This is a genomic window from Roseibium salinum (assembly GCF_026240905.1).
Lineage (GTDB): Bacteria > Pseudomonadota > Alphaproteobacteria > Rhizobiales > Stappiaceae > Roseibium > Roseibium salinum.
Window position 1 is genome coordinate 1349035 of record NZ_JAPEVI010000003.1, and the last position, 26587, is coordinate 1375621.

The following is a 26587-nucleotide window of genomic DNA, read 5'->3' on the forward strand; positions in this document are numbered from 1 at the left end:
GATTCTCAACCCATGGATGTGTTCGCAGGTGCGAAAAAATCTAGTATTTGCCCAGAAAACGACACATCCTCTCCATATCAATGACGAAAGTTTATAGACTAATTGGGGCGATCTTAGGGTTTCGATTGCGTAGAGCGGTCTAAATCAGGACAAAAAATAAAACTATAAGCAAATAATGCATACATGTGCTTGGCAGGGAACAGTAGTAAACTAGAAATATTTCGAATTTAGTTCGAAAGTAGGTGGAGTTTGGGGCAGATGCACAAGACCTTTGTTGATGCGGCGCAAGAGGCGAACGAGCGCGCAGACAACGTCAGTTCAGCCGAGGAGAACATCCGATATGGTGTGGACGAAGTAGCGAGGATCGTCGCCCGCAAAGACGTGGACCACTTTGAGCTCGTCAGAATCATCGAGCGAATGTACCGGCGTTACCTGGACAGGCTGCGCGTCGACCTGATCCGCCTTGGTGCCGACGATATATCTCCCTCTCACGCCATGCTCCTTTTCACGATCGGTGACGATGATCTTTCAGTGCGGGACCTGATGGATCGGGGACATTATCTCGGATCGAACGCCTCCTACAGCCTGAAGCAGCTCGTACAGTCCGGTTATGTCGACAGAACGGCATCGCCCAGGGACCGGCGCTCGGCACGCATCAGACTGACCGACAAGGGTAAACGGCTTTGCGAAGCGATCAGGGCCGCCGACGAGTTCAACCAGGACCTCATCGTCCGCGATGAACAAGACCACAACGCCTTCGAAGAAACCCTGAGAATGCTGCGGAGGCTGGAAGTTCTGTGGGCTACCGATCTCCAGCAAAACAACGGCCGTTCTGCCACCAGCAAGTTCTGACCGGGAACGAGGCAACATGCACATCGTGTTCGTGCACCGGCACGGTCCCGGGCAATTCGTGCACATTGCCCGCAGGCTCATGTCTGAAGGATGGACAGCAACCCTTCTGTCGCAAAGCACCGACAGGCCAGTGCCTGGCCTGCGGGTGCTTCGCTATTCGGACCGGCAACCTGCGGCGGGAGCGACAGATCGCGCCAACCGCGCGCCGGTGCCTTATGTCGATGCAGGCCGCCGGGTTGCCCGCATACTGGACCATCTGAACCGGAGCGGACGCAAACCGGATCTGGTGATGGGACATATCGGCTGGGGCGGAATGATGTTCGTCAAGGATGTCCTGCCCGACACGCCGGCCGTCGGCTATTGCGAATACTATTTTCAGCCCCAGGGCGGCGATGTCGGCTTCGACCGGTCCCAACCGGTCGGCCTTCAGCAGAGGCAGGCGCTTCGGCTCCGGAACGCAGTTCAGCTGGCAACGCTGGATCAGGTCGACTGCGGCATCAGCCCCACCCTTTGGCAAAAGAGCCGCTATCCTGCCGCCTACCGGTCCAAGATCGTCGCGCAGCATGAAGGCGTGGATACCGGGCGTGCCCATCCCGATCCCCTGGCAACGTTCCGCCTGCCGGACGGCACGCTGCTAACTCCCGGCGATCCCGTCGTCACATTCGCCGCACGCGATCTCGAGCCCTATCGCGGATTTCCGCAGTTCATGCGCGCGGCTGCAATCGTTGCGAAGCGCAATCCGCACGTTCGCTTCCTGATCGCCGGAGGTGATGGTGTCAGCTACGGTCAGGCGCATCGGGATGGAGGCTCCTGGCGGGACGTCTTGATGAAGGAAACCGGATTGCCTCCAGAGCGCACATATTTCCTGGGACAGTTGCCACATGACCAGCTTATTCGCCTGTTCCAGGTCTCTGCCGCCCACGTCTATCTCACTTATCCGTTCGTTTTGTCCTGGTCGTTTCTGGAAGCGATGGCCTGCGGCGCGCCGATCATCGCCTCGGCCACCGCGCCGGTGCAGGAGGTCATCAGCGAGGGCAAGAACGGCCGTCTTGCCGATTTCTGGGATGTTGAGCAGATTGCCCACCTGATCGAACGCACGCTTGGACAGCCGCCGGAGTTGCAGCGGATGCGGACCGCGGCGCGGCAGACGGTCGTCTCGCGTTTCGGCCTCGCCGAATGCGTTCTGCGAACGCAAGACCTGCTCCAGCGGCTCATCGGCACCCGCAAGACCGGGAACGTCACCCGGCTGCCCACACGGCGCCCCGCCACCATTCATTGCCAGGGGTCCTGACCCTGAAGCCAGACTTGAGGTTCAAGGTGAAAGTCGAAACTACCGAAATACCGGACGTTCTGCTTCTTACTCCGAAACGCTTCGAGGACTCGCGCGGCTATTTCGCTGAAACCTACAGTGCGCGCGCGCTTGAAGACCACGGAATACAAACGCGGTTCATCCAGGACAACATGTCCTATTCCGAGCGTGCGGGCACGGTGCGCGGCCTTCACTATCAGGCGCCGCCCCACGCGCAGACGAAACTGATCCGCTGCACACGCGGCGCGATCATCGACGTGGCGCTCGATATTCGCATCGGCTCGCCCACATACGGGCGATATGTACGCCATCTCCTGTCGGCCGAAAACATGTGTCAGCTCTACATCCCCGCGGGCTTCGCCCACGGGTTTTCCACCTTGAGCGATAACACGGAAGTTCACTACAAGGTCGATGCGCGCTATGCGCCCGAATGCGAGCGCGGCATTGCCTTTGACGACGGGATGCTGGGCATCGATTGGCGGCTCGGCGGCATTTCGCCCGCCGTTTCCGACAAGGACAGGCAGCTGCCGGGCTTCGAACATCTTGAACCCGAATTCACCTGCATCGCCGGGAGCGGGGCTGAAGCATGCGCATCCTGATTACCGGTGGTGCAGGCTTCATCGGCACGGCTCTTTGCCGTTACCTGCTGCGAGACACCGAAGCCGAGATCATCGTTCTCGACAAGCTCACCTATGCGTCCAATGTGACGGCGCTCAATGAACTGTCGGGCGAACCGCGCTACACGTTCATCAAAGCCGATATCTGCGATTTCGACAAGCTCGACGATGCGTTCCAGACCCACAGACCGGCAGCGGTAGTGCACCTGGCGGCCGAAAGTCATGTGGACCGGTCCATAGCCGACGCCTCGGCCTTCATCGAGACGAACGTCAAGGGAACACTCGTCCTTCTCGAGGCGGCCCGGCGCTATCTGTCCTCGGCCCCGAGGGCCGCCGGCACCTTCCGCTTCCTTCATGTTTCCACCGACGAGGTTTTCGGCGATCTTGGCGAGACTGGCACGTTTCTGGAAAGCTCGCCCTACAGACCTTCCTCGCCTTACGCAGCGAGCAAGGCCGCCTCGGATCATCTGGTCCGCGCATGGTCGCGCACCTATGGCCTGCCCGTCATCATCTCCAACTGCACCAACAATTACGGACCGGAGCAATATCCTGAGAAGCTGATCCCGCTCATATGCCGTCACGCGATGAATGGCTGGCCGCTGCCGGTTTATGGCGACGGTGCGCAGATCCGCGACTGGCTTCATGCGGACGACCATGCCCGCGCGTTGTGGCGCCTTCTTAACCGCGCCGCACCCGGTTCGACCTATGCGATCGGGGCCAGGAACGAGTGCCGCAACATCGATCTCGTGCGAAGGATCTGCCGGGTGTTCGATCAGCTGGTCCCATCCGGGGCGCCGCACGAGCAGTTCATCACTTTTGTTCCGGACCGGCCGGGACATGACGAGCGCTATGCGATCGACCCGTCGAAGATCGAATCCGAGATCGGCTGGCGGCCCGCCATTTCCTTTGACGACGGCTTGAGGGAAACCGTCCGCTGGTATCTGGACAATCCCGACTGGCAGAACGCGCTGGCCGACACCGACTACCGGCGTAGAGCAAAGGTTCCGGCATGATCCACAAGGGAAAGATCCTGGTTGCCGGCAAAAGCGGCCAGCTTGCGAGATCCCTGGAGGACTGCGCCGTGGACTACCCGGAAATCGGCCTGCATCTGCTCGGCCGGCCCCATTTTGACATCACGAGCCTGCCGTCCTGCCAGATCGGCATCGCCGCGCTCCGGCCCGACATCGTCATCAATGCGGCCGCCTTTACGGATGTCGACGGAGCGGAAAGCAATCCGGCAGAAGCGCGGCGGATAAACGTGCTGGGCGCGAAGAACCTGGCAAAGGCCGCCGCGTCCAACGGAATTCCGGTGATCCATATTTCGACGGACTATGTGTTCGACGGAACGGCGAAAACGGCCTATGCCGAATTTGATCGAACCAACCCGATCAACGTCTACGGACAGTCCAAGCTCGAAGGCGAACAGTTGGTGAGGGAGACGAATCCCCGGCACCTCGTTCTGCGGACCGCGTGGCTCTATTCTCCGTTCGGTGTGAATTTCGTCTCAAAGGTTCTAAAGGCCGCGGCCGGCGCCACGAAGCTGTCCATTGTCGACGACCAGATCGGCAATCCGACGTCGGCGCTCGACCTTGCACACGCCCTGCTTGATTTGTGCGGGCAATTGTCCGGAAGCGAATGGGACGACTTCTCGGGGATCTATCACCTGGCCGGGCCGATTTCGATGTCGCGACACGAACTCGCTCAACAGATTATGGCGGCCTCGAAAAGATTGGCCGGACCAAGCTGCGAGATCCGCTCCGCCAGCACTGCAGACTTCCCGACACCGGCGACACGGCCGCTCCGAACAGCTCTCGACACCTCGCGGTACCGGAATACGTTCGGCCTCAGCTTCCCGCAGCCGGACCAGAGCCTGACGAAAGTCGTCGGAGACCTTCTTTCTCAAAGGAGTTGCGTATAATGAAGGGCATCATCCTCGCCGGAGGTGCAGGCACACGCCTGCATCCGATGACCCTGGCAAGCTCGAAGCAGCTTCTGCCGGTCTACGACAAGCCGATGATCTACTACCCGCTCACGACACTCATGCTGGCCGGCATCCGCGAGTTCCTGCTTATTTCCACGCCCCAGGACCTTCCGGCGTTCCGCCGCGTGCTCGGGGACGGCCGCAAGTGGGGGATCTCGATCAAATACGCAGTTCAGGAACGCCCCGAGGGGATCGCCCATGCCTATCTCATTGCCGAGGAATTCCTGGGCGGCGAAGCCTCCGCGCTCATTCTCGGCGACAACATCTTCTATGGCAGCGGTCTGGCTGAGAAAATGACATCCGCCCGTGCGCGGCCTTCCGGCGCATCCCTCTTTGCCTATCAGGTGCACGATCCGGAGCGATATGGCGTGGTGGAATTCGAGCCGACAGGACGCGCCAGGTCGATCGTTGAAAAGCCTCAGGCCCCCTTGTCCGACTGGGCGGTCACCGGTCTTTACTTCTATGATGCAAGGGCGGCCGATTTCGCCCGGATGCTGAAGCCGTCCGCGCGCGGGGAACTCGAGATTACCGATCTCAACAGGCTGTATCTCGAACTCGGCGAACTGCACGTGCAGCAGCTCGGGCGCGGTTATGCATGGCTGGATGCCGGCACGCCGGAATCCCTGCTCGACGCCGCCTCCTTCATCCAGACGCTGGAATCCCGGCAGCGTTTCAAAATCGCCTGCCCTGAGGAGATCGCGTTCAACATGGGCTGGATCGACAGGCTGCATCTTGAAAGCCTGGCGCGCGCGATCCCGAACACGGCCTACGGCAAATACCTGGCCTGGATCGCGTCCGAAGCCAGGCATCCAGGCCTGGAAGAGCAAAGGGCAATTGCCTGACGTGGAGGAGACCGGCCTGATTAAGGACCCCGAGCGGATGTCAGCCGCTATGCTGCTGTGATGTGCCGGACAGCCAGACGTCCATGACCGCCATCGCCTCGCTCAACAGCACGAAATCGGCGGCACAGCCTTCCTTGAAGCGGCCCAGGGGAAGTCGGATGACATCCGCCGGATAGCTGGTCGCCATGGCAAGCGCGGTTTCGAGGCCGACACCCAACTCTGAGGTCAGATATTTCAGAGAGGACGGCAGATCGATATCGGCACCGGCCAGCGTACCGTCCGCAAGCGTCAGCATGCCGTTCCGGCGGAAGATTTCCCGGTTGCCAAGCGTAAAGGACGTTACGTCGGTTCCGGTTTGCGACATCGCATCGGTGACCAGAAAGATCCGGCCCGGACCCGTCTTGGATTTGAGCGCAATCCGGATGGCCGCCGGGTCGACATGAATGCCATCGGCAATCAGGCCCGCATTCAGGGCTCCCAGGTCAAGCGCCGCTCCCACGAGACCGGGTTCGCGATGCTGCAACGGGCTCATGGCGTTGAAAAGATGCGTCACGCAGGAGGCGCCGGCCTCCGTTGCCTTCCGGCATTCCGCATAGGAGGCCCCGCTATGGCCGAGGCTCACGTGGATCCCTGCCCCAACCAGACTGGCGATCTGTCCGGGATCGACGGTTTCCGGCGCGAGCGTCATCATCAGGCTCGGCAGCTGGCGCGCAGCTGAAATATAGAGATCGAGGTCCTCGTCGGTCATCGGCCGGATCAGGCTGGCATCATGGGCGCCCTTGCGACCGACGAAGAGATGCGGCCCCTCCAGGTGCAAGCCGTGGAACCCGGGAACGCCCTGCGTCCAGGCGTCGATCGCCAGGTCAATGATCCTTCGGGTTGTTTCCGGCGTGTCGGTGATCAGTGTCGGCGTCAGCGCCGTGCTGCCGAGCTGCAGATGGGCGACACAAATCCGGGCGATGTCTTCGACGCTCCGCGCATCACCGAGCATCAGTCCGCCGCCGCCATTCACCTGAAGGTCGATCAGGCCCGGCGACAGAACTCCCTCGCCGAGGTCCACCGAAGTGATGGCACCTGGAAGGTCCTCGACCGGACACAGACCGGCCACCACGCCCCCTTCCACCAGCAGGGCAGCGTCCCGGTGGATTTTCTCGCCATCGAAGATCCGGCTGCAGCGGTAGGCGGTCATTCCTGTCATACCGTTCGGGTCACCTTTTTCAGATGTTTGGGAACGTCGGGATTGAAACCCCGCCGGCGGGCAAACCACTCGATGAAGGCGTAGAAGGACACGATCTGCACCAGCGCATCGGTCAGCGGATGATCCGCCGCCTCGAACGGCAACTTTTCGGCGCGCAGAACCTTGCCGGTGGTGGCAAAGACCTGCCCCCCTGCTCGGCCATGCGATCGGCAGACTGCGCCAAGCTTTCTTCCGCCGCATCGCGCACGCCCAGGGCCAGAATGGGATAGCCGTTTTCGACAATCGATATGGGACCATGCATGACTTCCGCGGATGAATAGGCTTCCGCGTGGATCTGGCAGGTTTCCTTGAATTTCAAGGCCGCTTCATGCGCGACCGCAAGTCCCGGCCCACGGCCGACGACATAAAGGGACCCGCGGTTTTCAATCGGCCCGGCAAGTGCCTGCCAGTTCTGGTCGATTGCGTTTTCCAGATGATCGGGCAGCCGTTCCAGGGCATTCAGCAACGCCTGATCGCCGCCGATTTCCGCAAGCAGAAGCAAGCCCGCCAGCACCGAATTCACAAAGGTTTTCGTGGCAGCGACGCTTTTTTCCGGCCCGGCGCAGATGTCGACCGCCGCACCAGACAATTCGGCAAGCCTGCTTTCCGCGGTATTCGTCAGACCGACCGTGAAGGCGCCCTGCTCTGCCGCGCTTTTGACGACTGACAGAATATCCGGGCTGGCACCGGACTGGGATATGGCGATGACCACGGCCTGTCCCAGTTTCACCCGGCCGTTATAGACGGAGGAAACCGACGGCCCCAGCGAGGCCATGGCGAGACCGAGATAGATTTCCGCAGCATATTTCAGGAACATGGCAGCATGGTCGGAGGACCCGCGGGCGACACTTGCCAGAAACACCGGCGTGCCTGCGCGCCTTGCGATTTCCCTGATCCGAGGGTGACCCTGCTCGAGCAAACGGCGCGCGGCATCCGGAATTTCTTCGATTTCCCGCCGCATATGCGTCGGCCCGCTCGGTGTTGCAGCGTCGGTCATAGGCTCAGTCTTCCGAAATTTGCAGTTCGGCGATGAAGTCGTAGGCATCGCCGCGGTAAACGGAACGGGTGAATTCGACAACCTTGCCAGAGGAAAGATAGGACACGCGCTCGATCTTCAAACCGGCCGAGCCCACCGGCACGCCCAGGATCTCCGCATCAGCCTGTTCCAGGTTGCGCGCCGAGATCCTCTGGATGGCGCGCACCGGCTGCATCGACGAGGCTCGCAGGACCGCATAAAGCGACGTGGACACACGCTCCGGATTGGGGAGAACGCTTTCGGACAGCGATGCCCGCTCGATCGCCATCGGCGTGCCGTCGGCCTTGCGCAGGCGATCGACACGGGCGACCTTCTGCCCCGATGTGAGGCCGAGGGTGAACATCTCCTCCGGAGAGGCCGGATACAGTCCGCGGCGCAGCCATTCGCTGCTCGCCGACAGGCCACGGCGCGCCATGTCCTCCGTAAAGGAGGTCAGACTGGAGAGCCGCTGCTCGACCTTGTGCACCTTGGGAGCAACGAAGGAGCCGCTGCCCCGCTTCTGCACGATGACCTGGTCGTCCACCAGACCCGCGACAGCCTTGCGGACCGTCACCCGCGACAGATCGGTGATCGCGGCAATCTCCCGCTCGGACGGCAGCGGTTCATTCTCCTTGAGAACCCCATTTTCGATGGCCTCTTGTATCCGCCGCCGCAGCATCAGATAGCGCGGGCCGCTGGAATTTGCGAGCCACTCGCCGTTCTGCAGCAGGGAAATGAATTCGGTCATGAAACGGACGCCTTGGAGATATGAAATAATACCTTTCAGATACCAATTTAAACTCTATCGAAACCGAAAATCAAGTGTTAAAAGAAATTTCATGCTCGCTCGTGACACAGCGCAACTCGAGCTCCCGCGAAGACCAGAGGCTTGTCTCTTCCGGGCGAAATCCGCACTATGACCGTTTGAGTTTATCCCGAGTCCGTCAAACATGAAGCTGCCTGCGACCGAAGACCGCGACCCCCAATCCGTTGGATTGTCGAAAAAGTCTGATGAGGACGTGCTGTCTCTTCTCCTGGATCGCCAGATCACGGCGCTCAATGCAGCCGCACGGGCCATCCCGCAGATCTCGCAGGCCGCGGCAGCGCTGCTGCGTGCCGCCCGGGACGGAGGAAAGATCGGCTATGCAGGAGCAGGCAGCGCCGGCCTGACGGCCCTGGCTGATTGCCTCGAACTGCCGGGCACATTCGGCTTCCCCCCGAGCGCATGCGCATTCTTTATGCCGGCGGCGCCGAAAACCTCCTGCATCTGGCGGGAATCCATGAGGATGACGAGGATGGCGGCACCAGGGATTTCGACAAATCCGGCCTCGGAAAAGGCGATATACTGATTGCCGTTTCCGCAAGCGGATCAACGCCCTATACCTTGGGCGCGTTGAGAGCGGCGACGGCGGCAAAGACGGAAACCATCGCGATCGCCAACAATCCCGACACACCGCTCCTAAGCGAGATCGGACCACCCGATTCTCCTGCAGACGCCGCCCGAAATCGTTGCCGGATCGACCCGGCTTGGCGCTGCCAGTGCCCAGAAGGCGGTGCTGAACATGATCTCCACGCTGGTCGCCCTGCGCCTCGGACACGCCGTGCGCGGCCATATGGTCAACATGGTGGCGGACAACAAGAAGCTGCGCCAGCGTGCGCAGCGCATCCTTCAGGATCTGACCGGATGCGATCCGGACTCGGCAGTCCGCGCGCTCGAAGAAGCCGGTGGCCGGGTCAAGATCGCCGTTCTCATGCTGCGGGAGGGATTGGACGTCAACGCCGCTGAAAACGCTCTCATCCTGCACAATGGCGACCTGCGGGCCCTTCTCTGATTTCCCACCGCATGGCAGACCTTCCCGAGGACGCTTTCGCGGCCGCGACACCACGTGTGTCCTGGCGACCCGAACCCCTGAAATAGCCTTGAAACGGTCGCTGTGTAGGCGCGCATCTGCACACACCAATTCATCAAAAAAGCCATGCCAATTATTTTTTCGGTTTACTCGGCTCTTAATTGGTTGCATATTGGTATTATAAGCAAACGTTAACAAGTACAATCCAGGGGCGTTTGAACAGGCCATGACTACCTGTTTCGATATTGGAGGCACCTACATCCGTTATGGTGCGCTCCAGGAGGACGGCGCCGTTGCCGAAAGCGGGCGTGTCGAGACACCCGGCAGCGATTGGCATCGCTTCGTCGCGGCCATCGAACACTGCGCCGGGAAAGACTCTTCAGCGATATCGATCTCTCTTGCCGGTGCCTATGATGAGCGCTCCGGCATTGCCGATGTTGCCAATATTCCGTGCCTCCACAAACGCCCTGTTCGCCAGGAACTGGAAGCGGCCCTTGGGCGACCTGTGCTGATTACAAACGACGCCAATGCGTTCGCACTGGCCGAAGCCGTCGACGGCACCGGCCGCGGCAAGCCTGTCGTCTTTGGTATTATCCTCGGCTCCGGTGTCGGCGGCGGTCTCGTCGTCAACGGCGAACTGGTCAAAGGCGTGGGAGGTATGGCCGGCGAATGGGGTCACGGTCCCATCATGGATCCGACCGCAGGCGGGCAGCTGAAAGGGATCGACCACTACTCTTGCGGATGCGGCCAGACCGGATGCATCGACGCCGTTTGCTCCGCCCGCGGCATGGAACGTATTCACACCTCTCTCCATGGTTCCCGGCTTACCAGCAAGGAAATCACAGAGGCCTGGCACGCAGGAGATGCTGCCGCGACCGAAACGATCGACGCCTATACCACCCTGCTCGCGCGCGCCCTTTCGGTGCTCGTCAACACGCTGGGCCCGGATGTCATTCCGGTAAGCGGCGGGCTTTCCAATGATGTCGCGCTGCTTGACCTGGTGGACCGCAAGGTCAGATCCCTGGTGCTGGCGCAGTATACCGAACCGCTGGTTATCAGGGGTCAATTTGCGGAAAATGGCGGATTGCACGGTGCAGGGATCGTCGCCCGAACCACGCTTGGCGGGGTGACGCCATGACCCGCGTCCTCCTGGAAGTGTGCGTCGACACGATCGAAGGCGCCTGGACGGCGGCGGAAAACGGTGCGGACCGCATCGAACTGTGTGCAGCCCTCACGGAAGGCGGGCTGACCCCTTCCCTCGGCCTCATGAGCGCAGCCTCCAGTCTGCCGGTTCCCGTCTACGCGATGATCAGGCCGCGTTCCGGTGGCTTCCGCTATTCCGACGCCGAAAAGGCGCTAATGCTGCGGGACATCAAGGCTGCAGAACAAGCCGGCCTTGCAGGTATCGTGATCGGGGCAACCGATGATCGGCAGGAACTGGATCGGAGTTTCCTCTCCGCCGCACTCTCCGGCACGCCGCTGCCGGCAACCCTTCACCGCGCCTTCGACACGCTGGCCGATATCGGCAAGAGCGTTTGCGAGGCCATCGAACTTGGTTTCGAACGGATCCTCACATCCGGCCAGGCTGCGAAAGCCGACCAGGGGCTGGAAGGCCTGAAGGCCGCGGTCGCCTGTGCCGCGGGCCGGATTTCGATCATGGCCGGATCAGGCGTCTCGGCCGGCAACGCAATGCGTCTTTTGAAGGATGCGCATGTCGATGAGTTGCATGCGTCCTGCTCGTCTCCGTCACAGGCTGTGGCACCGGGAGCTGCTGAGCTCCGGCTCGGGTTCATGCCTTCGACCGGCACCCGATCCACCGACGCAGAACTTGTCCGAGCCCTTCGGGACGCGATGAACCACTTCAGGGAGGCTGCGGAATGAAGACCGGCTATGTCGGCCTTGGCGCGCGAATTGCCAATGTCAGCAATTGTTTGCAGGAGGTCTGCGCGGAGCTCGATCCTTGCGCCTATGTCGACCCGACCCCCGCAGGGTTGAAATATGTCGAGGAGAAAAGCGGCAACCGCCTGACGGCCCATTCCGGTCTTGCCGGAATGCTGAAGGCGGAAAAGCTCGATCTTCTCATGATCGGCTCGCCCAACTTCCTGCATCTGGAGCATCTGAAAACGGCTCTTCGGTCCGATGTCCGGCATATCTTCTGCGAGAAGCCGATCGTCACCACGGAGACGGAGACCTTTGAATTCCTGGATCTGCTGAAGGACCATGGCGGTCCGGAGCGGGTGCTGGTCGGCCTCGTTCTGCGATACTCTCCGCTCTATACGGAGCTCCAGAAGAGCCTGAAAGCGGGACAGATCGGCAAGGTCGTTTCCATCGAGGCGGCTGAGCATATCGGCCCCTATCACGGCTCGTTCTTCATGCGGGACTGGCGCCGCTACGCGAAGAACTCCGGCGGTTTCATGCTGGAAAAGTGTTGCCATGACCTGGATCTCTATCAGGGCGTGGTTGGCTGCCGGCCGCGTTACGTCTCCAGCTTCGGTGGCCGCAAGAGCTTCGTCCCCGAAAACCGGCCGGACCAGGACCATCGTTTTCCGGCTCCGAAGGTCGTCGGCCGCGCCGATCCGTTCACGCCGCGCTGGGGCGGCGGCAATGCGGACTTTGAATCAGACGGCGACATCATCGACTACCAGACCGCCCTGATCGAATACCAAGACGGCGCCAACCTGTGCTTCCACACCAACATGTATGTGCCCGACGAGTTTCGCCGGTTCGCCATCATGGGGACCCGGGGCATGGCGGAGGGGGATTTCATCCGCAACTACTACCGGGTCCACGATGCATTGACCTCCAGGTGCCTTGTCGACAAGCCCAAGCTCGCCGAACACAGCGACGGCCACTACGGCGCGGACGAAGCCATGGCCAAGGATCTTGCCGACTATTTCAACAACGGCGGAAAGCTGCCGGTCAGTGTTCTGGATGCGCTTGAAGCCGGGCTCACGGCAATCAAGCTGGATGAAGCCCGCCAGACGCGCTCCGTCCTCGATCTTCATGAGACCTGGCAGCAATTCGACAGCTACGGGATGGCATAGGGGGCCCCATGGCGCATACGGCAAAACAAAAAGACTATTTTCCATACCTTCTGCTGCTGCCGGCATCGATCGTCATGGTGGCGATTGTCGCCTACCCGCTGTTCGAGACATTCCGGCTGTCTTTCACCAACACCAGCATGAGCCCGAACTTCGAATATGTCGGGCTGGACAACTACGAAAAGCTGATGTCCCGCAGGTTTCCCGAAGTTATAGCGCGGACGTTCTACTGGATGAGCCTGTCGGTCGCGCTCAAGATGCTGATCGGAACGCTGGGGGCCGTTCTCCTGAACGCGATGGTTCCCGGACGCACGCTGTTCCGCATCCTGGTCATGCCGCCCTGGGTGATCCCAATCGCCATCGGCGTCTTCATCTGGGGCTGGATGTATAACGGCCAGTTCGGGATGATTTCGGGCCTGGCGCAGCGCATCGGCATTCTTTCCGGGCCGTTCGAGTTTCTTGCCTACAAGAACTCCGCCTTCATGGCGACGATCGTCACCGATGTCTGGATCGGCGTGCCGATGGTGACGCTCTACCTGCTCGCCTCCATGCAATCCATACCGAAGGATCTTTACGAGGCCGCCTGGGTGGATGGCGCCTCCCGGTCCTATCGCTTCCGCCGGATCACCCTGCCGCTGATCTTCCCCTCGATCGCCACCATGGCGCTCCTGTCGGCGATCGCGACCTTCAACTCCTTCGACATCATCTGGATCCTGACCGAAGGCGGCCCGCGCGGGGCGACCACGACGATGATCATCGACACCTACAAGACCGCGATCAGCCGCTTCAAATACGGCGAAGGCGCAGCACGGACCGTGATGATCGTGCTGTTCCTCGGGTCCTTCACCCTGGTCTATTTCATGCTGCTGACGCGCCTTGCCAGAAGGAGCCCCCACAATGCTGCATAAGTATCGCTGGTACGAATATGTGCTGATCTATTTCGGTGTCGCGGTGTTCCTGACTTTCGTGCTGGCACCGTTCGTGGAAGCCTTCGTGGTGTCGCTGCGCCCGCTCAGCAGCCTGTTTGCGATCCCCTACCGGTTCATCACCAACAAGATGAGCTTCGACGCCTATTTCACCATGTGGGAGAACGTGCCGCTCCTGTGGAGATACATGCTCAACTCGTTCTTCATTGCCAGCGTGGTGACGGTGCTCGGCCTCATCTGCATCATTCCGGCCGCTTACGCCTTTGCCAGGTTCGAATTCCCTGCCCGCAATTCCCTGCTCGGCATCTTCATCGCCGTGAACATGTTTTCCGGGGCGGTGCTGATCATCCCGCTGTTCAAGCTGATGCAGCAGTATGGCCTGCTCAATACCTACTTCGCGATGATCGCCCCGGGCACGGCCTTCGTGATCCCGACCGGCATATGGCTGCTGCGCTCCTATCTGGTGCGCATTCCGAAAGAACTTGAGGAAGCGGCCTGGGCCGATGGTGCCGGCAAGATCTACACGCTGGTGCGGGTGATCATTCCTGTCGCGCTTCCGGGCATTGTGGTCGTCACGATCACCGCCTTCATCACCGCCTATGCGCAACAGTTCATCTATGCGCTGACCTTCAATTCCGTGAACGAGCTGAACCCGTTGCCGGTCGGCCTGTTCCAATTCTTCGGACGACAGACTGTCGTCTGGAACGAACTCATGGCCGCCAGCATCGTCGGCATCCTGCCCGTGCTGTTCGTCTATGTGTTCCTGCAACGCTACATCGTCGCCGGTCTCACGGCAGGCGCCGTCAAGGAATAACAAAAACAAGAAAACACCTAACCAGGAAAGGGAAATCAGATGACGTTGAAATCACTGTTCTTGGGTGGAGCCATGGGCCTCACCCTGATCGGCACCGCCCAGGCGGAGGACAAGAACATCCACATGATCAACTGCGGCGACAATACCGGAGCCGGTATTCCGATCCAGGCCGAGCTGATCAAGAATTGGGAAGCGGAGAACCCGGGCTACAAGGTTCAGGTGGAGTTCGTGCCTTGGGGCCAGTGCCAGGAGAAATCCACGACGCTGGCAAGTGCGGGCAACCCGCCGGCCGTCGCCTATATGGGATCGCGCACGCTGAAACAGCTCGCCGCCAATGACCTGATCATCCCGGTCGACATGACCGAGGAGGAAAAGGCGACCTACGCGAAACCGATCCTCGCCACAATCACCTCCAACGGCAAGCAGTGGGGCCTGCCGCGCGCCTTCTCCACCAAGGCGCTCTACTGGAACAAGGACCTGTTCAAGGCAGCCGGGCTCGATCCGGAGAGCCCGCCGAAGACGTGGGACGAGATGTACAATGCCGCCAAGGCGATCAAGGAAAAGACCGATGCCGACGGTTTCGGACTTGCCGCCGCGTCCTTCGACAACACCATGCACCAGTTCCTGAACTACGTGTACACCAATGGCGGTGAAGTCATTAACGAAGAAGGCGAGATCGTCTTCAATTCTCCGAACAACGTCGAAGCCCTGGCTTTCTACGGCAAAATGGCCGAAGTCTCCCAGCCGGGACCGGTTGCCTATGACCGCGCCAAGCTTCGCCCGCTGTTCTCGGAAGGCAAGATCGGCATGTTCATCTCCGGTCCGTGGGAGCGGGTCCGCGTGGAAGATGTGAACTGGGGCGTTGCACCGCTTCCGGTCGGTCCGAGCGGCGGTGCGGGCACCCTCCTGATCACCGACTCGCTTGCCGTGTTCAAGGGATCCGGTGTCGAGGAGCAGGCGCTTTCACTCGCCAAACTGCTGACCAACCCGGAAAACCAGATGGCCTTCGAAATCGCGGAAGGCTACACGCCGCTGCGCGACATGGCGGAAGTAAAGGAGCTGGTGAAGGAGGATCCGACCTGGCAGGCGTTCCTGGATGCCATCCCGACCGGTGGTCCGGAGCCGTTCGTGACCGACTATGTCGGCCTTCAGGACACGATCAACGAAGCCGTCCAGGGTGTTGTTCTGGGTGAAGTCGACGCCGCCGAGGCGGTCGAGATCGCTGCCGAACAGCTCGAAGAATACAAGTAACACCATGACCAGTGACCGGGCCCCGCTACCCATGCCTGGGCCCGGCCATCTCTTTCAAAGAAGGAATGACCATGGGCGAGTTGCAGCTGCGCGACGTACGCAAAAACTATGGCCGGATGGAAGTCATCAAGGGTGTCGATCTCGATGTGGACCACGGTGAATTCATCGTATTCGTCGGCCCGTCGGGATGTGGAAAGTCGACCTTGCTGCGCATGATCGCGGGGCTGGAGGAAATTACCGGCGGCGATGTCTCCATCGACAGAAAGATCGTGAACACGCTTCCGCCGGTCAAACGCGGTATCGCCATGGTCTTCCAGTCCTATGCGCTTTACCCGCACATGTCCGTCTATGAGAACATCGCCTTTCCCTTACGCGTCGAGCGATTGCCGAACGCGCAGGTGGAAGAGAAGGTTCAGGCCGCTGCTGCCATTCTGCAACTGGGCGGCCGCCTGCAGCACAAGCCGGGCGAACTGTCGGGAGGGCAGCGCCAGCGGGTTGCAATCGGCCGCGCGATCGTGCGCCAGCCGTCGGTGTTCCTGTTCGATGAACCGCTCTCGAACCTCGATGCAGCGCTTCGGGCGGAAATGCGCATCGAGCTTGCCAAACTGCATAACAGTCTCGACGCGACGATGATCTACGTCACCCACGACCAGGTGGAAGCCATGACCATGGCGGACCGGATCGTGGTGCTGGATCAGGGTGTCATATCCCAGGTCGGTACGCCGCTCGAGCTGTATCACAAGCCGCAGAACCTGTTCGTCGCCGGCTTCATCGGCAATCCGAAAATGAACTTCATCAAGGTGACCGGCAAATCCGCGTCGGAAGACGGCATCGTCGTCACCTTGCCCAATGGCGCCGACGTGAAGGTAGGTGCGACACCTGACACCAACGTTTCCGGCCGGACGCTCACGCTCGGCCTGCGCCCGGAGCACATTCACCTGACGGAGGCGGAAGCCGCGGTCAAAGTCGTGCCGACAGTTGTTGAGCGGCTCGGCATACATACCGTGACCCATTCCTCCCTCGACGGCAGCGATAGTGTCTTTTGCGGGTTGCTGCCTGGCGATGCGCCGGCACGCGTTGGCGAAGAGCTGACCATGGGTCTGAACGGTGCCGAATGCCATCTCTTCGACGAGAACGGCCATGCCTTCGAGCGGAAAATCTCAACCTCCGAAATCGATCCGACCCAAATGCATATCTGACGCGGATCAGTGCTGTAACGCCAGTAGCCAAACTGGGCCGGTTCCCTTCCTCCCGGAACCGGCCCCTTCTTTTGCGCCCGCACTGGGTTCCACCGAAAGGTCGTAGCTAGATCACACGACCTCGGGCGGCGACGGCTTCGGAGCGGGTCACCACGCCGCCGCGGTGAAACACCAGCCTGTCGAAGAGATTGGAGACGACGCAGGTGTGGTTGGGAATGATCCTCACCCGCTCGCCGATCTCCGGTCGTCGCTCTGATCCGGTCAAATCCACCACCGCATGCTCCTCGCTGAGCGACACGATCGAAGCGTCCGGATAGTCGAGCATCAAGCCGTAGTCGGCAAACCCGAGCAGATCGGACGTAAGCGCCTTCGATCCTGCATCCAGGACAGCGCGGGTGTCGGTGGGGCGGGACACGACGGTGGCCAGAACATGCATGGCGCAATCATCGAGATCGCACATGCCTGCCCGGACCATCGCGCGATCGTTGAAGATGTAGGTTCCCGCACGGTGCTCCGTCGCGCTCGGCACCAGATCGGAGTCGAACAGGCTCGGTGATCCGCCATGCGACACGACGGGACAGTCGAGACCGGCTCCTTTCAGGAGTTCGATCGTTTCCGCAAAGAAGGCCTCTACCGCCGCTTCGGACGATGGTTTCGGGTAGGTGAGCAATCCGTGGAACCGGAGCCCGGGCCTGCCGGCGATCAATGTGGCAAGTTCCAGAGCGGCCGCGGGCGATTGCACGCCGTTGCGCCCGCCTCCCGTGTCGCATTCGACCAGGACCTTCAACGGCTCTCCGGACAAGAAACACGCGGCCAGCCCGTCGACCACAACGGCGTTATCGGCAACGACCTGCAGATCCACCTTGGCGTTCAGCGCCTTCAACCGCTCCAGCCGTGCGGACGCGAGCATGTTGAAGGTAATCAGGATGTCGGTAAATCCGGCCTCCGCGAATAGCTCCGCTTCGCTGACCTTCTGGCAGTTGATGCCCCTGGCTCCGGCCGCGACCTGAAGCGCAGCGAGCGCTGGTATCTTGTGCGTCTTGATGTGCGGCCGGAAGTTCCGGCCGATCCGGTCGAAATATTCCTGCGCCACCCTGATATTGGTCTCCATGATCGCTTCATCGATCACGGCAACCGGCGTCAGCAGATCGTTTATGGAAAGCCCGACACTCATTGCTCACTCCCCCAGACTGCCGGCAAGACCGGGCTCGAACAGATATTGCGGCTCCTCCGGCGATTCGCGATCGCAGATCGGCCAGATATTCCGCGGCGCCTTTTTGTAGGGCGTGGTCCGCGGATCCGTCGGATAGGCCCGCCCTGCCGCGCAATAAAGGATCAGCGGACTGACCTGCGCAAAGGACTGGTAGAAATGGTTCGTCGATTTCACGACCAGGATTTTCCGGTCCGACGGATCGATGCCGAAATTCGAAAACAGGCTCGTATCGAAACACTGGGCCCGCGTGGAATTCAAGATCACTTCGACGCCGCCGACGCGGATCAGCGAAGCGTCGCCAATCGGCACGATGCTGTCGCCGAAGCGCTGTTCCGCCTTTGCGATGTTGCGCACGATTTCGACCTCGGCATCGATGGGATTGCCGGTCTCGGGCGCGGACTTTGCCCCGAAGCGCAACATCATGCGGGCACCCTCGCCTGCGGCATGGCACAATTGAACAGCAATGGGATCCCACACGCTGCCAAACGCGATGCTGTCCAGTTTCCGGTCGATGGCTTCCCGCAGGAGGACCGTTGCGTCTCCCGCTGTTCCCCCGCCCGGGTTGTCCCACATGTCCGCGACCGTGACCGGGCCGCCATCATACGCCAGGGCGCGGTCGAAGGCTTCCGACGGGCCGAGTTCCGCGCTACGGACCTTGCCCCGCAACTTGAACAGGGCCTCGCCGAGTTCCTGCGCGACGGCACCCCCCAGGACCTTGTCATCGTCCGTGACCGCGATGATCTTGGTGCCCATTTCCGGCACGTCCCCGGCCAAAAATCCGTGAATGACGGATAGCGACAGAATACCGGCGATCTCGGCTTCCTTGCGGACCATATCGTCGACGAACCGGCGCATGGGCTGTGTTGAGGTCGGAAAGACATCGATCATTTTAGGATCATAGATGCTGATCACAGGCCTGACCCGTCCGGCCACCGTATCCCCGGCAATCCGCCAGGCATCCACGGCACGGTCGACGAAATCGACATGCGGAAATTCCTTGAATGCGATCAGGGCATCGGCGGCGGCCACCCGTTTGGCTGTCAGGTGGCTGTGGGGGTCGAGCGTTGCTATGACGGGTACGTCGGGGCCGACTGCTGCTCGAACGCGCTCGAGAAAATCCCCTTCCGGATCGTCATATCCATCAGCCACCATGGCCCCGTGCAGTCCAAGCACGACCACGTCGAAGGGTCCGCCGGCACCGATCTGATCCAGGATCTCGTCCCGCAAGCCTTCATAGGTGGCCTTGGACACCAGGCCCGCGGGATCGGCCCAGGCCGCGGTTCCCTCCACCAGTTGCCAGCCGTTTTCCCTGGCGAAACGTCGCCCTTCCGTGACGACGGCCGAGCAAAGCGTCGGCGTTTCCGGATGCTCGCCGGGCCGGGCCAGCAACGACGCCTTGAACGCGTTGATATCAATCCGGATCGGCGAGAAAGTGTTGGTTTCCGTGGCGAGCACGGCGGCAAAGGCACGTGGCTGGTTCATGGTCAGGACGCGGCTCCGAGCGGGTTCGGCAGATAGCCGGTAAAGCCGCAGATCTTCCAGCGCCCGTCCTTGCGAACGCAATAGTAGAGCGTCTGCCAGAGGAGACGATCCTCCCCGCCGTCAGCCTTCCTGATCCGTCCGTCGAACTTCTTGCGGGCGATCGCGCGCGCGCCTTCGATGTCGATATCGACGAGGCGGGTCGCGTTGAAAATGGCCGCGCGCGCGTCCTCGGCAAATTCGGTCGTTCCGAATTCGTCCGCCTGACGCAGCCACTCCGCCTTGTAGGATTCCAGATCGGGAAATCCGAGTTTCCACTCGTCAGGATTTGGCCGCTTTCGCGCATCAACCCCGAAAAATGCATGGGTGTCGAAATCGTCCGCGACCATGGACCAGTCGGCCGCCACGAAGGCATCGATGTCGCGCCGGACGAGCATGTCCCAGATCTGGGAACGATCCTGATCCATGCCCGCAAAGGGATTGATTTGGCTGTTGAGAAGATCCTGCATTCCGGAAACCATTTTCAATTTGATGGTTGATTTTTCAAAAATATACGGATGAAATGAGACCAATGTCAAACCACTATGTAAATCATTTTCATATCTGGAGGCTGATATGTCGATTACACGTTACGGCGCGGAAAAGTCCGGTGCCGGCGGCCAGAACCTGCCCTTTGCCCGGGCAGTGGAGGCGGACGGCTGGCTGTATGTTTCCGGCCAGGTTCCGATGAAGGACGGCGAGATCGTTGCCGGCGGCATCGTCGACCAGACCCACCTGACCGTTCAGAACGTCCTGGCCATTCTGGAAGAAGCCGGATACGGGCCGGAACATGTCGTGCGCGTCGGCGTCTGGCTCGATGACCCGCGCGACTTCTGGTCCTTCAACGGCGTCTACAAGAGCTATTTCGGCGAACACCCGCCAGCGCGCGCCTGCGTACAGGCTTCGATGATGGTGGACTGCAAGGTTGAGATCGACTGTATCGCCTACAAGAAACCGGCCTGATGACATGCGGGACCTCCTTTCCGTTCTGCAGAAGGTCGAGCCTGATCTCTCCAAATCCGAGCGGATCCTCGCCTCACTCCTGCGCAGCGAACCGCAGTTCATCCTGAATGCCGGCATTACCGATGTGGCGGAACGGGCGGGCGTTTCTCCTCCGACGGTAACCCGGTTCTGCCGCCGCCTCGGCTGCGACAGCTTTACCGCCTTCAAGGTGCAGGTTGCGCAGGTCGCGTTCGCGGGCACCCGATATCTGACGGTGAACACTGCATCTGCCGCGCCTCGGGATGTGGCAGACAGTCTGCTGGGGCAGTTCCAGGAAGCCACCGCCAGGACGCGCGAGGCGCTCGACATGGAAGCGGTCCTGGGCGCCGTCGACCTTCTCAGCACGGCGGAACTGGTCGCGGCATTCGGCTCGGGCGGCACCTCCTCGATGATCGCCGGTGAAATCCAGAACCGGCTGTTCCGTCTCGGACTGCGGACGATCAGCGTGACGGACCACGCCATGCAGTTGATGCAGGGGGCAACCATGCGCAGCGGCGATGTCATCATCGCGTCCTCCGTTTCCGGCCGGAACCTTCAGATGGTGCGGGCGCTGGAAGCGGCGAAGACCTACGGCGCCGCGGTAATCGCGCTCACCCGCCCCGGCCGTCCCGTCGCCGACCTCGCGGATATCACGATCGGCATCGATGTGCCGGAGGGAGACAACATTCTTCGGCCGAGCGGCAGTCGCTACGCGTTCCTGTTCGTCATCGATCTTCTTGCCACGCTGGTTGCGATGAAACGCGGCGATGAAGCGCGGGAAAGCCTGCGGCGGGTCAAACACCAACTCAGCAACACCCGCGACCCGGATGACAAGGAAGCCCTCGGTGACTGATCAGAGCTCAAAACCCGTTGCAGTGGTTACCGGCGCCGCCGGAGACATCGGAACCGCGATCGCCGCCCGGCTGGCCGTTACGCACAGGGTTGTTGCCGTCGACATCGATGACGCGGCCTTGAAGGTCGCCGCATCGAAGCTCAACTGCGCCGGCGCGGATGCCATTGCCGTGCAATGCGACGTGACGAAACCTGACGACCTGAGCCGCATGGCCGAGACAGCCCGGCAGGCGGGAGGCGTCAATGCGCTGATCAACAATGCCGGCGGCGGCGCGGCGCTCTCCCTCCATTCGATGACCGCGGACACGCTGTCGCGCGATCTTGCGCTCAACCTTGAAGCGGCACTCAACTGCTTCAAGGTGCTGGAAACTGCGCTCGTGGCCAGCCGTGCCGGGACGGTCATCAACATAGTCTCGGTCAACGGGCTCGGCACATTCGGGCATCCGGCCTACAGCGCCGCGAAGGCCGGGCTGATACATGCCACAAGGGCGCTTGCCATCGAATACGGCAGATATGGCCTCAGGGCCAATGCGGTGGCACCGGGCACCGTCAAGACGCAGGCATGGAAGGCACGTCAGGAGGCCAATCCTGCCGTCTTCGACGAGGCGCTTTCCTGGTATCCGTTCAAAACCCTGCCGGAACCGGACGACATTGCCGCGGCTGTCGCCTTTCTTCTCAGTCCGGCGGCGCGGTGCATTACCGGCATTTGCCTGCCGGTCGACAGCGGTCTTTCGGCCGGCTCCCCGGCCCTCGCACGAACCTTCACACAATCCCCTGATTTTGACGGGCAGTAAAACATGATCCAATTCGTTCTTGATTGCTTCTATCGCCCCGCAGCCGACCTGAAGGATGCCCAACTGGAATTTGCGCTGACCAACACGGGTCAGACCACGCTCAAGTCCTTCACCCTCGCTTATACGGCGCTGACCCGCGCAGCACGAACTCATGAACTGGACAACGCAGACGGGCTGCTGCGGCTCGCCAATTTTCATGAAGTGACGCCTCCAGATGGCCTGGAGCTGGAACCCGGCGCAACCTGGACCTTCGCCATTCGGGGACTTGCAAATCCTGCGCGGCACCGGCTGGACGGGCCCAAGTCCGGTTACGTCTCCTGCGGCGGCGCAATCATCGACGTTGTCTGCAATGACCTGGAAACGACCGCGGACCTGGATACGGGGGAGCGGAAGTCCCTGCCTGCGGGCAGACCCGATGAGCCGCTTCATATCGTGCCCTGGCCGCAATCCGTCGAGATTTCCGACTACCGGACGGGCGTCTCCTCGGTTCTGATTACAAGCGGCACGGTGGAAGAGAAAGCGGCGGCGAACAAGATCAACGCGCTCTCCAGACGGCTTTTCCCGGATGCTCCCTATCCGTTCCGGTTCACCAGTTCCCTGCCCCATCCGAAGATGGCGTTCCAGCAGGATGGCGAGCTTGCGCCGGCCGGTTACCGGTTGCGCTTTTCGGGAGACATCATCACGCTCGCCTATGGCGGCGATGCCGGGCGCGACTACGGGCTGACCGTCCTGGCGCAGCTCGCCTATGGTGCCTACCGCGCTCCGGATACCTACCGCTTTCCGTCCAAGGGCGCGATTGAAGACGCACCAAGGTTTTCCTGGCGCGGCACCCATCTGGACGTGTCTCGCCATTTCAGGGGCGCGGCGGACATCCTGCGCCTCCTCGATATCCTCGCCTGGGGCCGCATGAATGTCTTTCAATGGCATTTGACCGACGACGAAGGCTGGCGACTGGAAATCAAGTCCTATCCGGAGCTCACGGTCAGCGGCGCCAGGCGCGGCCCCGGCTGTCAGCAGGTGCCGCAGCTCGGCTTTGCCTCCGAGGTCCATGAAGGCTTCTACTCGCAGGACGAGGTTCGCGAGATCGTGGCACATGCGGCAAGTCTCAACATCGACATCGTGCCGGAAATCGACGTTCCAGGTCATTCTACCGCCGTTCTGAAAACCTATCCCCACCTTGCCGACCAGGCGGAACTGCCGGAAAGCTATCATTCGGTTCAGGGCTATCCGAACAATGCGCTGAACCCGGCGATGGAAGAGACCTACCAGTTTCTCGAAAAGGTGTTCGCCGAAGTCGCAAACCTGTTCCCAGGTGATTACATCCATATCGGCGGCGACGAGGTCGACGCGAAGTCCTGGCTGGCGTCGCCGAAAACGCAGCGCCTCATGGAAGAACGGGCGCTCAAGGACACGATGGAGGTCCAAGCCTATTTCATGGGCCGGGTTAGAGACATCCTGAGGAAATTCGGCAAGAAACTGGCGGGTTGGGACGAAGTCTCTCATGGCGGCGGCATCGACCCGGACGGCGTCCTGCTGATGGCCTGGCAGAAGCAGGAAGTCACCCGGGACCTGATCGCCCAGGGCTACGAGGTCATCTGCACCCCGGGCCAGCACTATTACATGGACATGGTCCAGGCATCCGGCTGGCATGAGCCGGGCGCAAGCTGGGCCGGCGTCTCGACACCTGAGGCGACCTACGCCTATGAGCCGACGGAAGGGCTGAGCGAGGATGGCACGGGATTGCTGAAAGGTGTTCAGGCCTGCATCTGGTGCGAGCACATGACCGACAACGACATTTTCAATCACATGGTCTTCCCGCGGCTCTATGGCGTGGCGGAGGCTGGTTGGACGCTGCCGGAGCAGAAGAACTGGGCACGCTTTGCCGCTCAGACGCCGTTGTTCCCGGCGCTTTGACCGGGAACGCTCCCATGTGTCACTGCGACACCGGCCGGAGCCGCTGGTGGCAGGAAACCCTTGGAGGGAAGAGAAGATGAAGATCGCCGTCGGCGGCATTCACACGGAATGCAGCACCTACTCTCCTCTGCTTCAGACTATTGACGACTTCAATGTCACCCGAGGAACGGCACTTCAGGATCAGTTGGGACTCGACGCAGACCACTTTGCCGATGCGACGTTCGCTCCCCTGTTCCACGCGCGCTCTCTCCCCGGCGGCCCGGTCTCGCCCGATTGTTACCGGACTTTCAAGTCGCAATTTCTGACGGAGCTGGAGGCGGCATTGCCGCTGGACGGCGTTCTTCTGATCATGCATGGCGCCATGCATGTGCCTGGCCTGGAAGATGTCGAGGGCGACTGGATATCGGCTGTCCGCCGCCTTGTCGGCCCCGAGATTCCGATCGCGGTAAGCTATGATCTCCACGGAAACGTTACCCAGAAGATCGTCGATCAGATCGACATTTTCTGCGCCTATCGTACCGCGCCTCATATCGATGTGCGCGAAACCCATTTGCGTGCGGCCGGCAACCTCCTGGACCAACTGCGCGGCGGACCCCGCCGGATGGTGGCCTGGGCGCCTGTCCCGGTTCTTCATCCAGGTGAAAAAACCAGCACTGCCGACGAACCGGCAAGGTCGCTTTATGCTGGGCTGCCGGAATTCGATCGACGCCCCGGTGTTTGCGACGCCAATCTTATGGTTGGTTATGTCTGGGCCGATTCCGGCCGCACGACCGCGGCCGCCGTAGTCACGGGCAGCCAGCCGGAAGCTGCGGCGAAAGCTGCCGAGGAAATCGCGTCCAGCTACTGGGCGAACCGGGCGAGATTCGCATTCGGAGTGCCGGCCAAGCCGCTGGCGGAATGCCTGAGCGATGCGGAAGCGGCGACAACAGCCCCCTTCATCCTGGCCGATAGTGGCGACAACCCAACCGGCGGCGGCGTCGGTGACCGTACCGATGTGCTGAAGGCCTGGCTGGAGCGCGGTCTCACGGGGGCTGTTTTTGCCGGCATCGCGGATCCGGATGCGACCGGCACCGCCTGGGCGGCCGGCGATGGTGAAACGGTTCGCATTTCCATTGGCGGAGCATTCGGAAGCGATTGTCCCCGGCTTACAGCGAATGTGACGGTCAAGAGATCGGCCGGATCGGAGGGCAGCCGCGAGGTACTGGTGGAAATTGGCGGCAATCTGCTTGTCCTCACCGAGCGCCGGCGGCCTTTTCACAAACTGGATGACTTCCGGCGCTTCGGGATCGAACCCGGGAACGTCAGATACCTGATCGTCAAGTCCGGCTACCTGTCCCCGGAGCTTTCGCCGCTCGCCAACCCGGCCCGCATGGCTCTCACCGACGGCGCGGTCAACCAGGACATTCGCGCGCTGACCAATCTGCACCGCCCAACACCCAGTTACCCCTTTCAGAGCCGGTTTGACTGGGAGCCGCTTGCCAGAGTGTCCGCGCGTGCATCAGGCGTCTAGGGTACGGACCCACTGCCGTTATTCTTCCAGGCGTATCCCGGCCCCTGTGCTTTGCGCGGCGGAAGCGGGGATCAGCCACCGCCGGCGGCTCCCGTTCAACGGCGACGCCGGTCTACATGGGTTTCCTTTTGAACCCGCAGGGCTTTTGTTCGCAATTATTTAAGTGAACGAAAAAAGACATCGCAATGTATGCGGTGTCGATTCACCCAAACATTTCCATGATTTGCCGACATATTTTCGTCAGCAAATCGCCTCATTCCCGCTAAACTAGGTAGTTTTTACAGGGTTGCTTGAGTCGAGACAGACGGCATCTGATGACCTTGTAGGACAATTCGGATCAACATGCGCCAAGCATTCACTTGCAAAGAACGCCCGTAAACACGTGGAAACCAGCCGGTTTTGGCTATCAGGCAAATGGCAGGACATAACGAAGTAAAGCAAATCGCCAGCCGGATGACCCGAAACCTTAGTTGCCTGGGATTTGAGACGTAAGACCCCATCGACTGTGCTGATCCCAGGAATGCTCTGCCGATCATCCGACCGGCAGAGCATTTCAAATCTAGGATGCCCAGAGCCCCGCAAAAACCTGAATTTTTCGCCACAATGCGCCCACACGCGACAGTCCATCGCGTCAGAGTTCTTCAACGCGTTACAGATGATCCTTCTGGACGAAGAAGCACGACTTCCAGCACCTGTGGCATGAGCGAGCGAACCCGAGACCGTTTGCCTGCCGCGATTGCAAAGATCCCCATTTGACCTTGATGCGACGGCCGCCACAGCTTTCAATCATCGACCTGATGGAGGTTCAGAGGCAGTTTCCTGGAACCTTTTGTTCGGCGGCGCGTTTATAGGCCGAACAGTCGATGGAAGA

Annotated in this window: 27 protein-coding genes; 20 read left to right on the top strand and 7 right to left on the bottom strand. The window is 60.9% G+C overall.

Translation table 11 applies throughout. The annotated features are described in order from the left end of the window. Positions 1 to 258 precede the first annotated feature (258 nt). The 6 genes from ON753_RS10755 to rfbA are packed head-to-tail and all read left to right on the top strand — an operon-like array spanning position 259 to position 5601. The gene (locus tag ON753_RS10755; RefSeq protein WP_265962513.1) at positions 259 to 852 is read left to right on the top strand and encodes a MarR family transcriptional regulator; all 594 of its coding nucleotides are present in this window, start codon (positions 259 to 261) and stop codon (positions 850 to 852) included. Positions 853 to 868: 16 nt separating this feature from the next. After that, on the top strand, positions 869 to 2143 hold the full coding sequence (locus tag ON753_RS10760) for a glycosyltransferase (protein ID WP_265962514.1): 1275 nt from the start codon (positions 869 to 871) through the stop codon (positions 2141 to 2143). A 26-nt stretch (positions 2144 to 2169) separates the two neighbouring features. Further along, positions 2170 to 2760, top strand: coding sequence for a dTDP-4-dehydrorhamnose 3,5-epimerase (rfbC, locus tag ON753_RS10765; RefSeq protein ID WP_265962515.1), 591 nt, complete (start codon positions 2170 to 2172; stop codon positions 2758 to 2760). Next, complete coding sequence (rfbB, locus tag ON753_RS10770; protein WP_265962516.1) at positions 2748 to 3791, top strand: dTDP-glucose 4,6-dehydratase; 1044 nt, start codon at positions 2748 to 2750, stop codon at positions 3789 to 3791. Before rfbC ends, rfbB begins: the two co-directional genes overlap by 13 nt. Continuing rightward, positions 3788 to 4696, top strand: coding sequence for a dTDP-4-dehydrorhamnose reductase (gene rfbD, locus ON753_RS10775; RefSeq protein WP_265962517.1), 909 nt, complete (start codon positions 3788 to 3790; stop codon positions 4694 to 4696). Before rfbB ends, rfbD begins: the two co-directional genes overlap by 4 nt. Next, positions 4696 to 5601 (top strand): glucose-1-phosphate thymidylyltransferase RfbA, encoded by a 906-nt coding sequence (gene rfbA, locus ON753_RS10780; RefSeq protein ID WP_265962518.1) that lies wholly within the window; start codon positions 4696 to 4698, stop codon positions 5599 to 5601. Before rfbD ends, rfbA begins: the two co-directional genes overlap by 1 nt. Before the next feature lie 40 nt (positions 5602 to 5641). Here rfbA and nagA read toward each other — a convergent pair whose 3' ends face one another. From nagA to ON753_RS10795, 4 genes are read right to left on the bottom strand one after another with little or no spacing between them, the layout of a single operon-like run. Next, a complete protein-coding gene (nagA, locus tag ON753_RS10785) occupies positions 5642 to 6799 on the bottom strand; it encodes an N-acetylglucosamine-6-phosphate deacetylase (protein ID WP_265962519.1) in 1158 nt (385 codons plus the stop codon). Next, the gene (locus tag ON753_RS26705) at positions 6796 to 6942 is read right to left on the bottom strand and encodes a hypothetical protein (protein ID WP_323054717.1); all 147 of its coding nucleotides are present in this window, start codon (positions 6940 to 6942) and stop codon (positions 6796 to 6798) included. Before ON753_RS26705 ends, nagA begins: the two co-directional genes overlap by 4 nt. Continuing rightward, complete coding sequence (locus ON753_RS10790; protein ID WP_323054718.1) at positions 6912 to 7835, bottom strand: SIS domain-containing protein; 924 nt, start codon at positions 7833 to 7835, stop codon at positions 6912 to 6914. The genes ON753_RS26705 and ON753_RS10790 overlap by 31 nt, the downstream gene beginning before the upstream one ends. 4 nt (positions 7836 to 7839) lie before the next feature. Continuing rightward, positions 7840 to 8601, bottom strand: coding sequence for a GntR family transcriptional regulator (locus ON753_RS10795; RefSeq protein WP_265962520.1), 762 nt, complete (start codon positions 8599 to 8601; stop codon positions 7840 to 7842). A 202-nt stretch (positions 8602 to 8803) separates the two neighbouring features. On the opposite strand from ON753_RS10795, the gene ON753_RS10800 reads away from it, so the two are divergent. The 9 genes from ON753_RS10800 (at position 8804) to ON753_RS10840 (ending at position 16934) form a co-directional block, all read left to right on the top strand. Further along, positions 8804 to 9202 (top strand): phosphoheptose isomerase family protein, encoded by a 399-nt coding sequence (locus ON753_RS10800; protein ID WP_265962521.1) that lies wholly within the window; start codon positions 8804 to 8806, stop codon positions 9200 to 9202. Positions 9203 to 9415: 213 nt separating this feature from the next. Next, positions 9416 to 9685, top strand: a complete 270-nt coding sequence (locus tag ON753_RS10805; protein ID WP_265962522.1) for an N-acetylmuramic acid 6-phosphate etherase family protein — start codon at positions 9416 to 9418, stop codon at positions 9683 to 9685. Positions 9686 to 9929: 244 nt separating this feature from the next. Then, positions 9930 to 10841 carry an ROK family protein gene (locus ON753_RS10810; protein WP_265962523.1) on the top strand — a complete coding sequence of 304 codons (912 nt, stop codon included), beginning with the start codon at positions 9930 to 9932 and terminating at the stop codon, positions 10839 to 10841. Beyond that, entirely contained in the window at positions 10838 to 11584 is a 747-nt protein-coding gene (locus ON753_RS10815) for a copper homeostasis protein CutC (protein WP_265962524.1), read from the top strand. Before ON753_RS10810 ends, ON753_RS10815 begins: the two co-directional genes overlap by 4 nt. Beyond that, positions 11581 to 12747 (top strand): Gfo/Idh/MocA family protein, encoded by a 1167-nt coding sequence (locus ON753_RS10820; RefSeq protein ID WP_265962525.1) that lies wholly within the window; start codon positions 11581 to 11583, stop codon positions 12745 to 12747. Before ON753_RS10815 ends, ON753_RS10820 begins: the two co-directional genes overlap by 4 nt. Positions 12748 to 12755: 8 nt before the next feature. Next, positions 12756 to 13652 (top strand): carbohydrate ABC transporter permease, encoded by an 897-nt coding sequence (locus ON753_RS10825; protein WP_265962526.1) that lies wholly within the window; start codon positions 12756 to 12758, stop codon positions 13650 to 13652. After that, a complete protein-coding gene (locus tag ON753_RS10830; protein ID WP_265962527.1) occupies positions 13642 to 14484 on the top strand; it encodes a carbohydrate ABC transporter permease in 843 nt (280 codons plus the stop codon). Before ON753_RS10825 ends, ON753_RS10830 begins: the two co-directional genes overlap by 11 nt. Before the next feature lie 39 nt (positions 14485 to 14523). Next, positions 14524 to 15735: an ABC transporter substrate-binding protein gene (locus tag ON753_RS10835; RefSeq protein WP_265962528.1), complete on the top strand. Its 1212-nt coding sequence runs from the start codon at positions 14524 to 14526 to the stop codon at positions 15733 to 15735. A 71-nt stretch (positions 15736 to 15806) separates the two neighbouring features. Then, entirely contained in the window at positions 15807 to 16934 is a 1128-nt protein-coding gene (locus ON753_RS10840) for an ABC transporter ATP-binding protein (protein ID WP_265962529.1), read from the top strand. Between the two features lie 106 nt (positions 16935 to 17040). On the opposite strand, the gene ON753_RS10845 is transcribed toward ON753_RS10840, so the two are convergent. The 3 genes from ON753_RS10845 to ON753_RS10855 are packed head-to-tail and all read right to left on the bottom strand — an operon-like array spanning position 17041 to position 20135. After that, positions 17041 to 18108 carry an alanine racemase gene (locus ON753_RS10845; protein ID WP_265962530.1) on the bottom strand — a complete coding sequence of 356 codons (1068 nt, stop codon included), beginning with the start codon at positions 18106 to 18108 and terminating at the stop codon, positions 17041 to 17043. A 3-nt stretch (positions 18109 to 18111) separates the two neighbouring features. Beyond that, the gene (locus ON753_RS10850) at positions 18112 to 19629 is read right to left on the bottom strand and encodes a M81 family metallopeptidase (RefSeq protein ID WP_265962531.1); all 1518 of its coding nucleotides are present in this window, start codon (positions 19627 to 19629) and stop codon (positions 18112 to 18114) included. A 2-nt stretch (positions 19630 to 19631) separates the two neighbouring features. Next, positions 19632 to 20135 (bottom strand): hypothetical protein, encoded by a 504-nt coding sequence (locus ON753_RS10855; protein ID WP_377047014.1) that lies wholly within the window; start codon positions 20133 to 20135, stop codon positions 19632 to 19634. 106 nt (positions 20136 to 20241) lie between these two features. On the opposite strand from ON753_RS10855, the gene ON753_RS10860 reads away from it, so the two are divergent. The 5 genes from ON753_RS10860 (at position 20242) to ON753_RS10880 (ending at position 25716) form a co-directional block, all read left to right on the top strand. After that, on the top strand, positions 20242 to 20628 hold the full coding sequence (locus ON753_RS10860; protein ID WP_265962532.1) for a RidA family protein: 387 nt from the start codon (positions 20242 to 20244) through the stop codon (positions 20626 to 20628). 4 nt (positions 20629 to 20632) lie between these two features. After that, positions 20633 to 21499: a MurR/RpiR family transcriptional regulator gene (locus tag ON753_RS10865; protein WP_265962533.1), complete on the top strand. Its 867-nt coding sequence runs from the start codon at positions 20633 to 20635 to the stop codon at positions 21497 to 21499. Then, positions 21492 to 22292 (top strand): SDR family oxidoreductase, encoded by an 801-nt coding sequence (locus ON753_RS10870; protein ID WP_265962534.1) that lies wholly within the window; start codon positions 21492 to 21494, stop codon positions 22290 to 22292. Before ON753_RS10865 ends, ON753_RS10870 begins: the two co-directional genes overlap by 8 nt. 3 nt (positions 22293 to 22295) lie before the next feature. Beyond that, a complete protein-coding gene (locus ON753_RS10875; protein WP_265962535.1) occupies positions 22296 to 24206 on the top strand; it encodes a beta-N-acetylhexosaminidase in 1911 nt (636 codons plus the stop codon). A 76-nt stretch (positions 24207 to 24282) separates the two neighbouring features. Beyond that, positions 24283 to 25716: a M81 family metallopeptidase gene (locus ON753_RS10880; RefSeq protein WP_265962536.1), complete on the top strand. Its 1434-nt coding sequence runs from the start codon at positions 24283 to 24285 to the stop codon at positions 25714 to 25716. Positions 25717 to 26587: the final 871 nt, after the last annotated feature.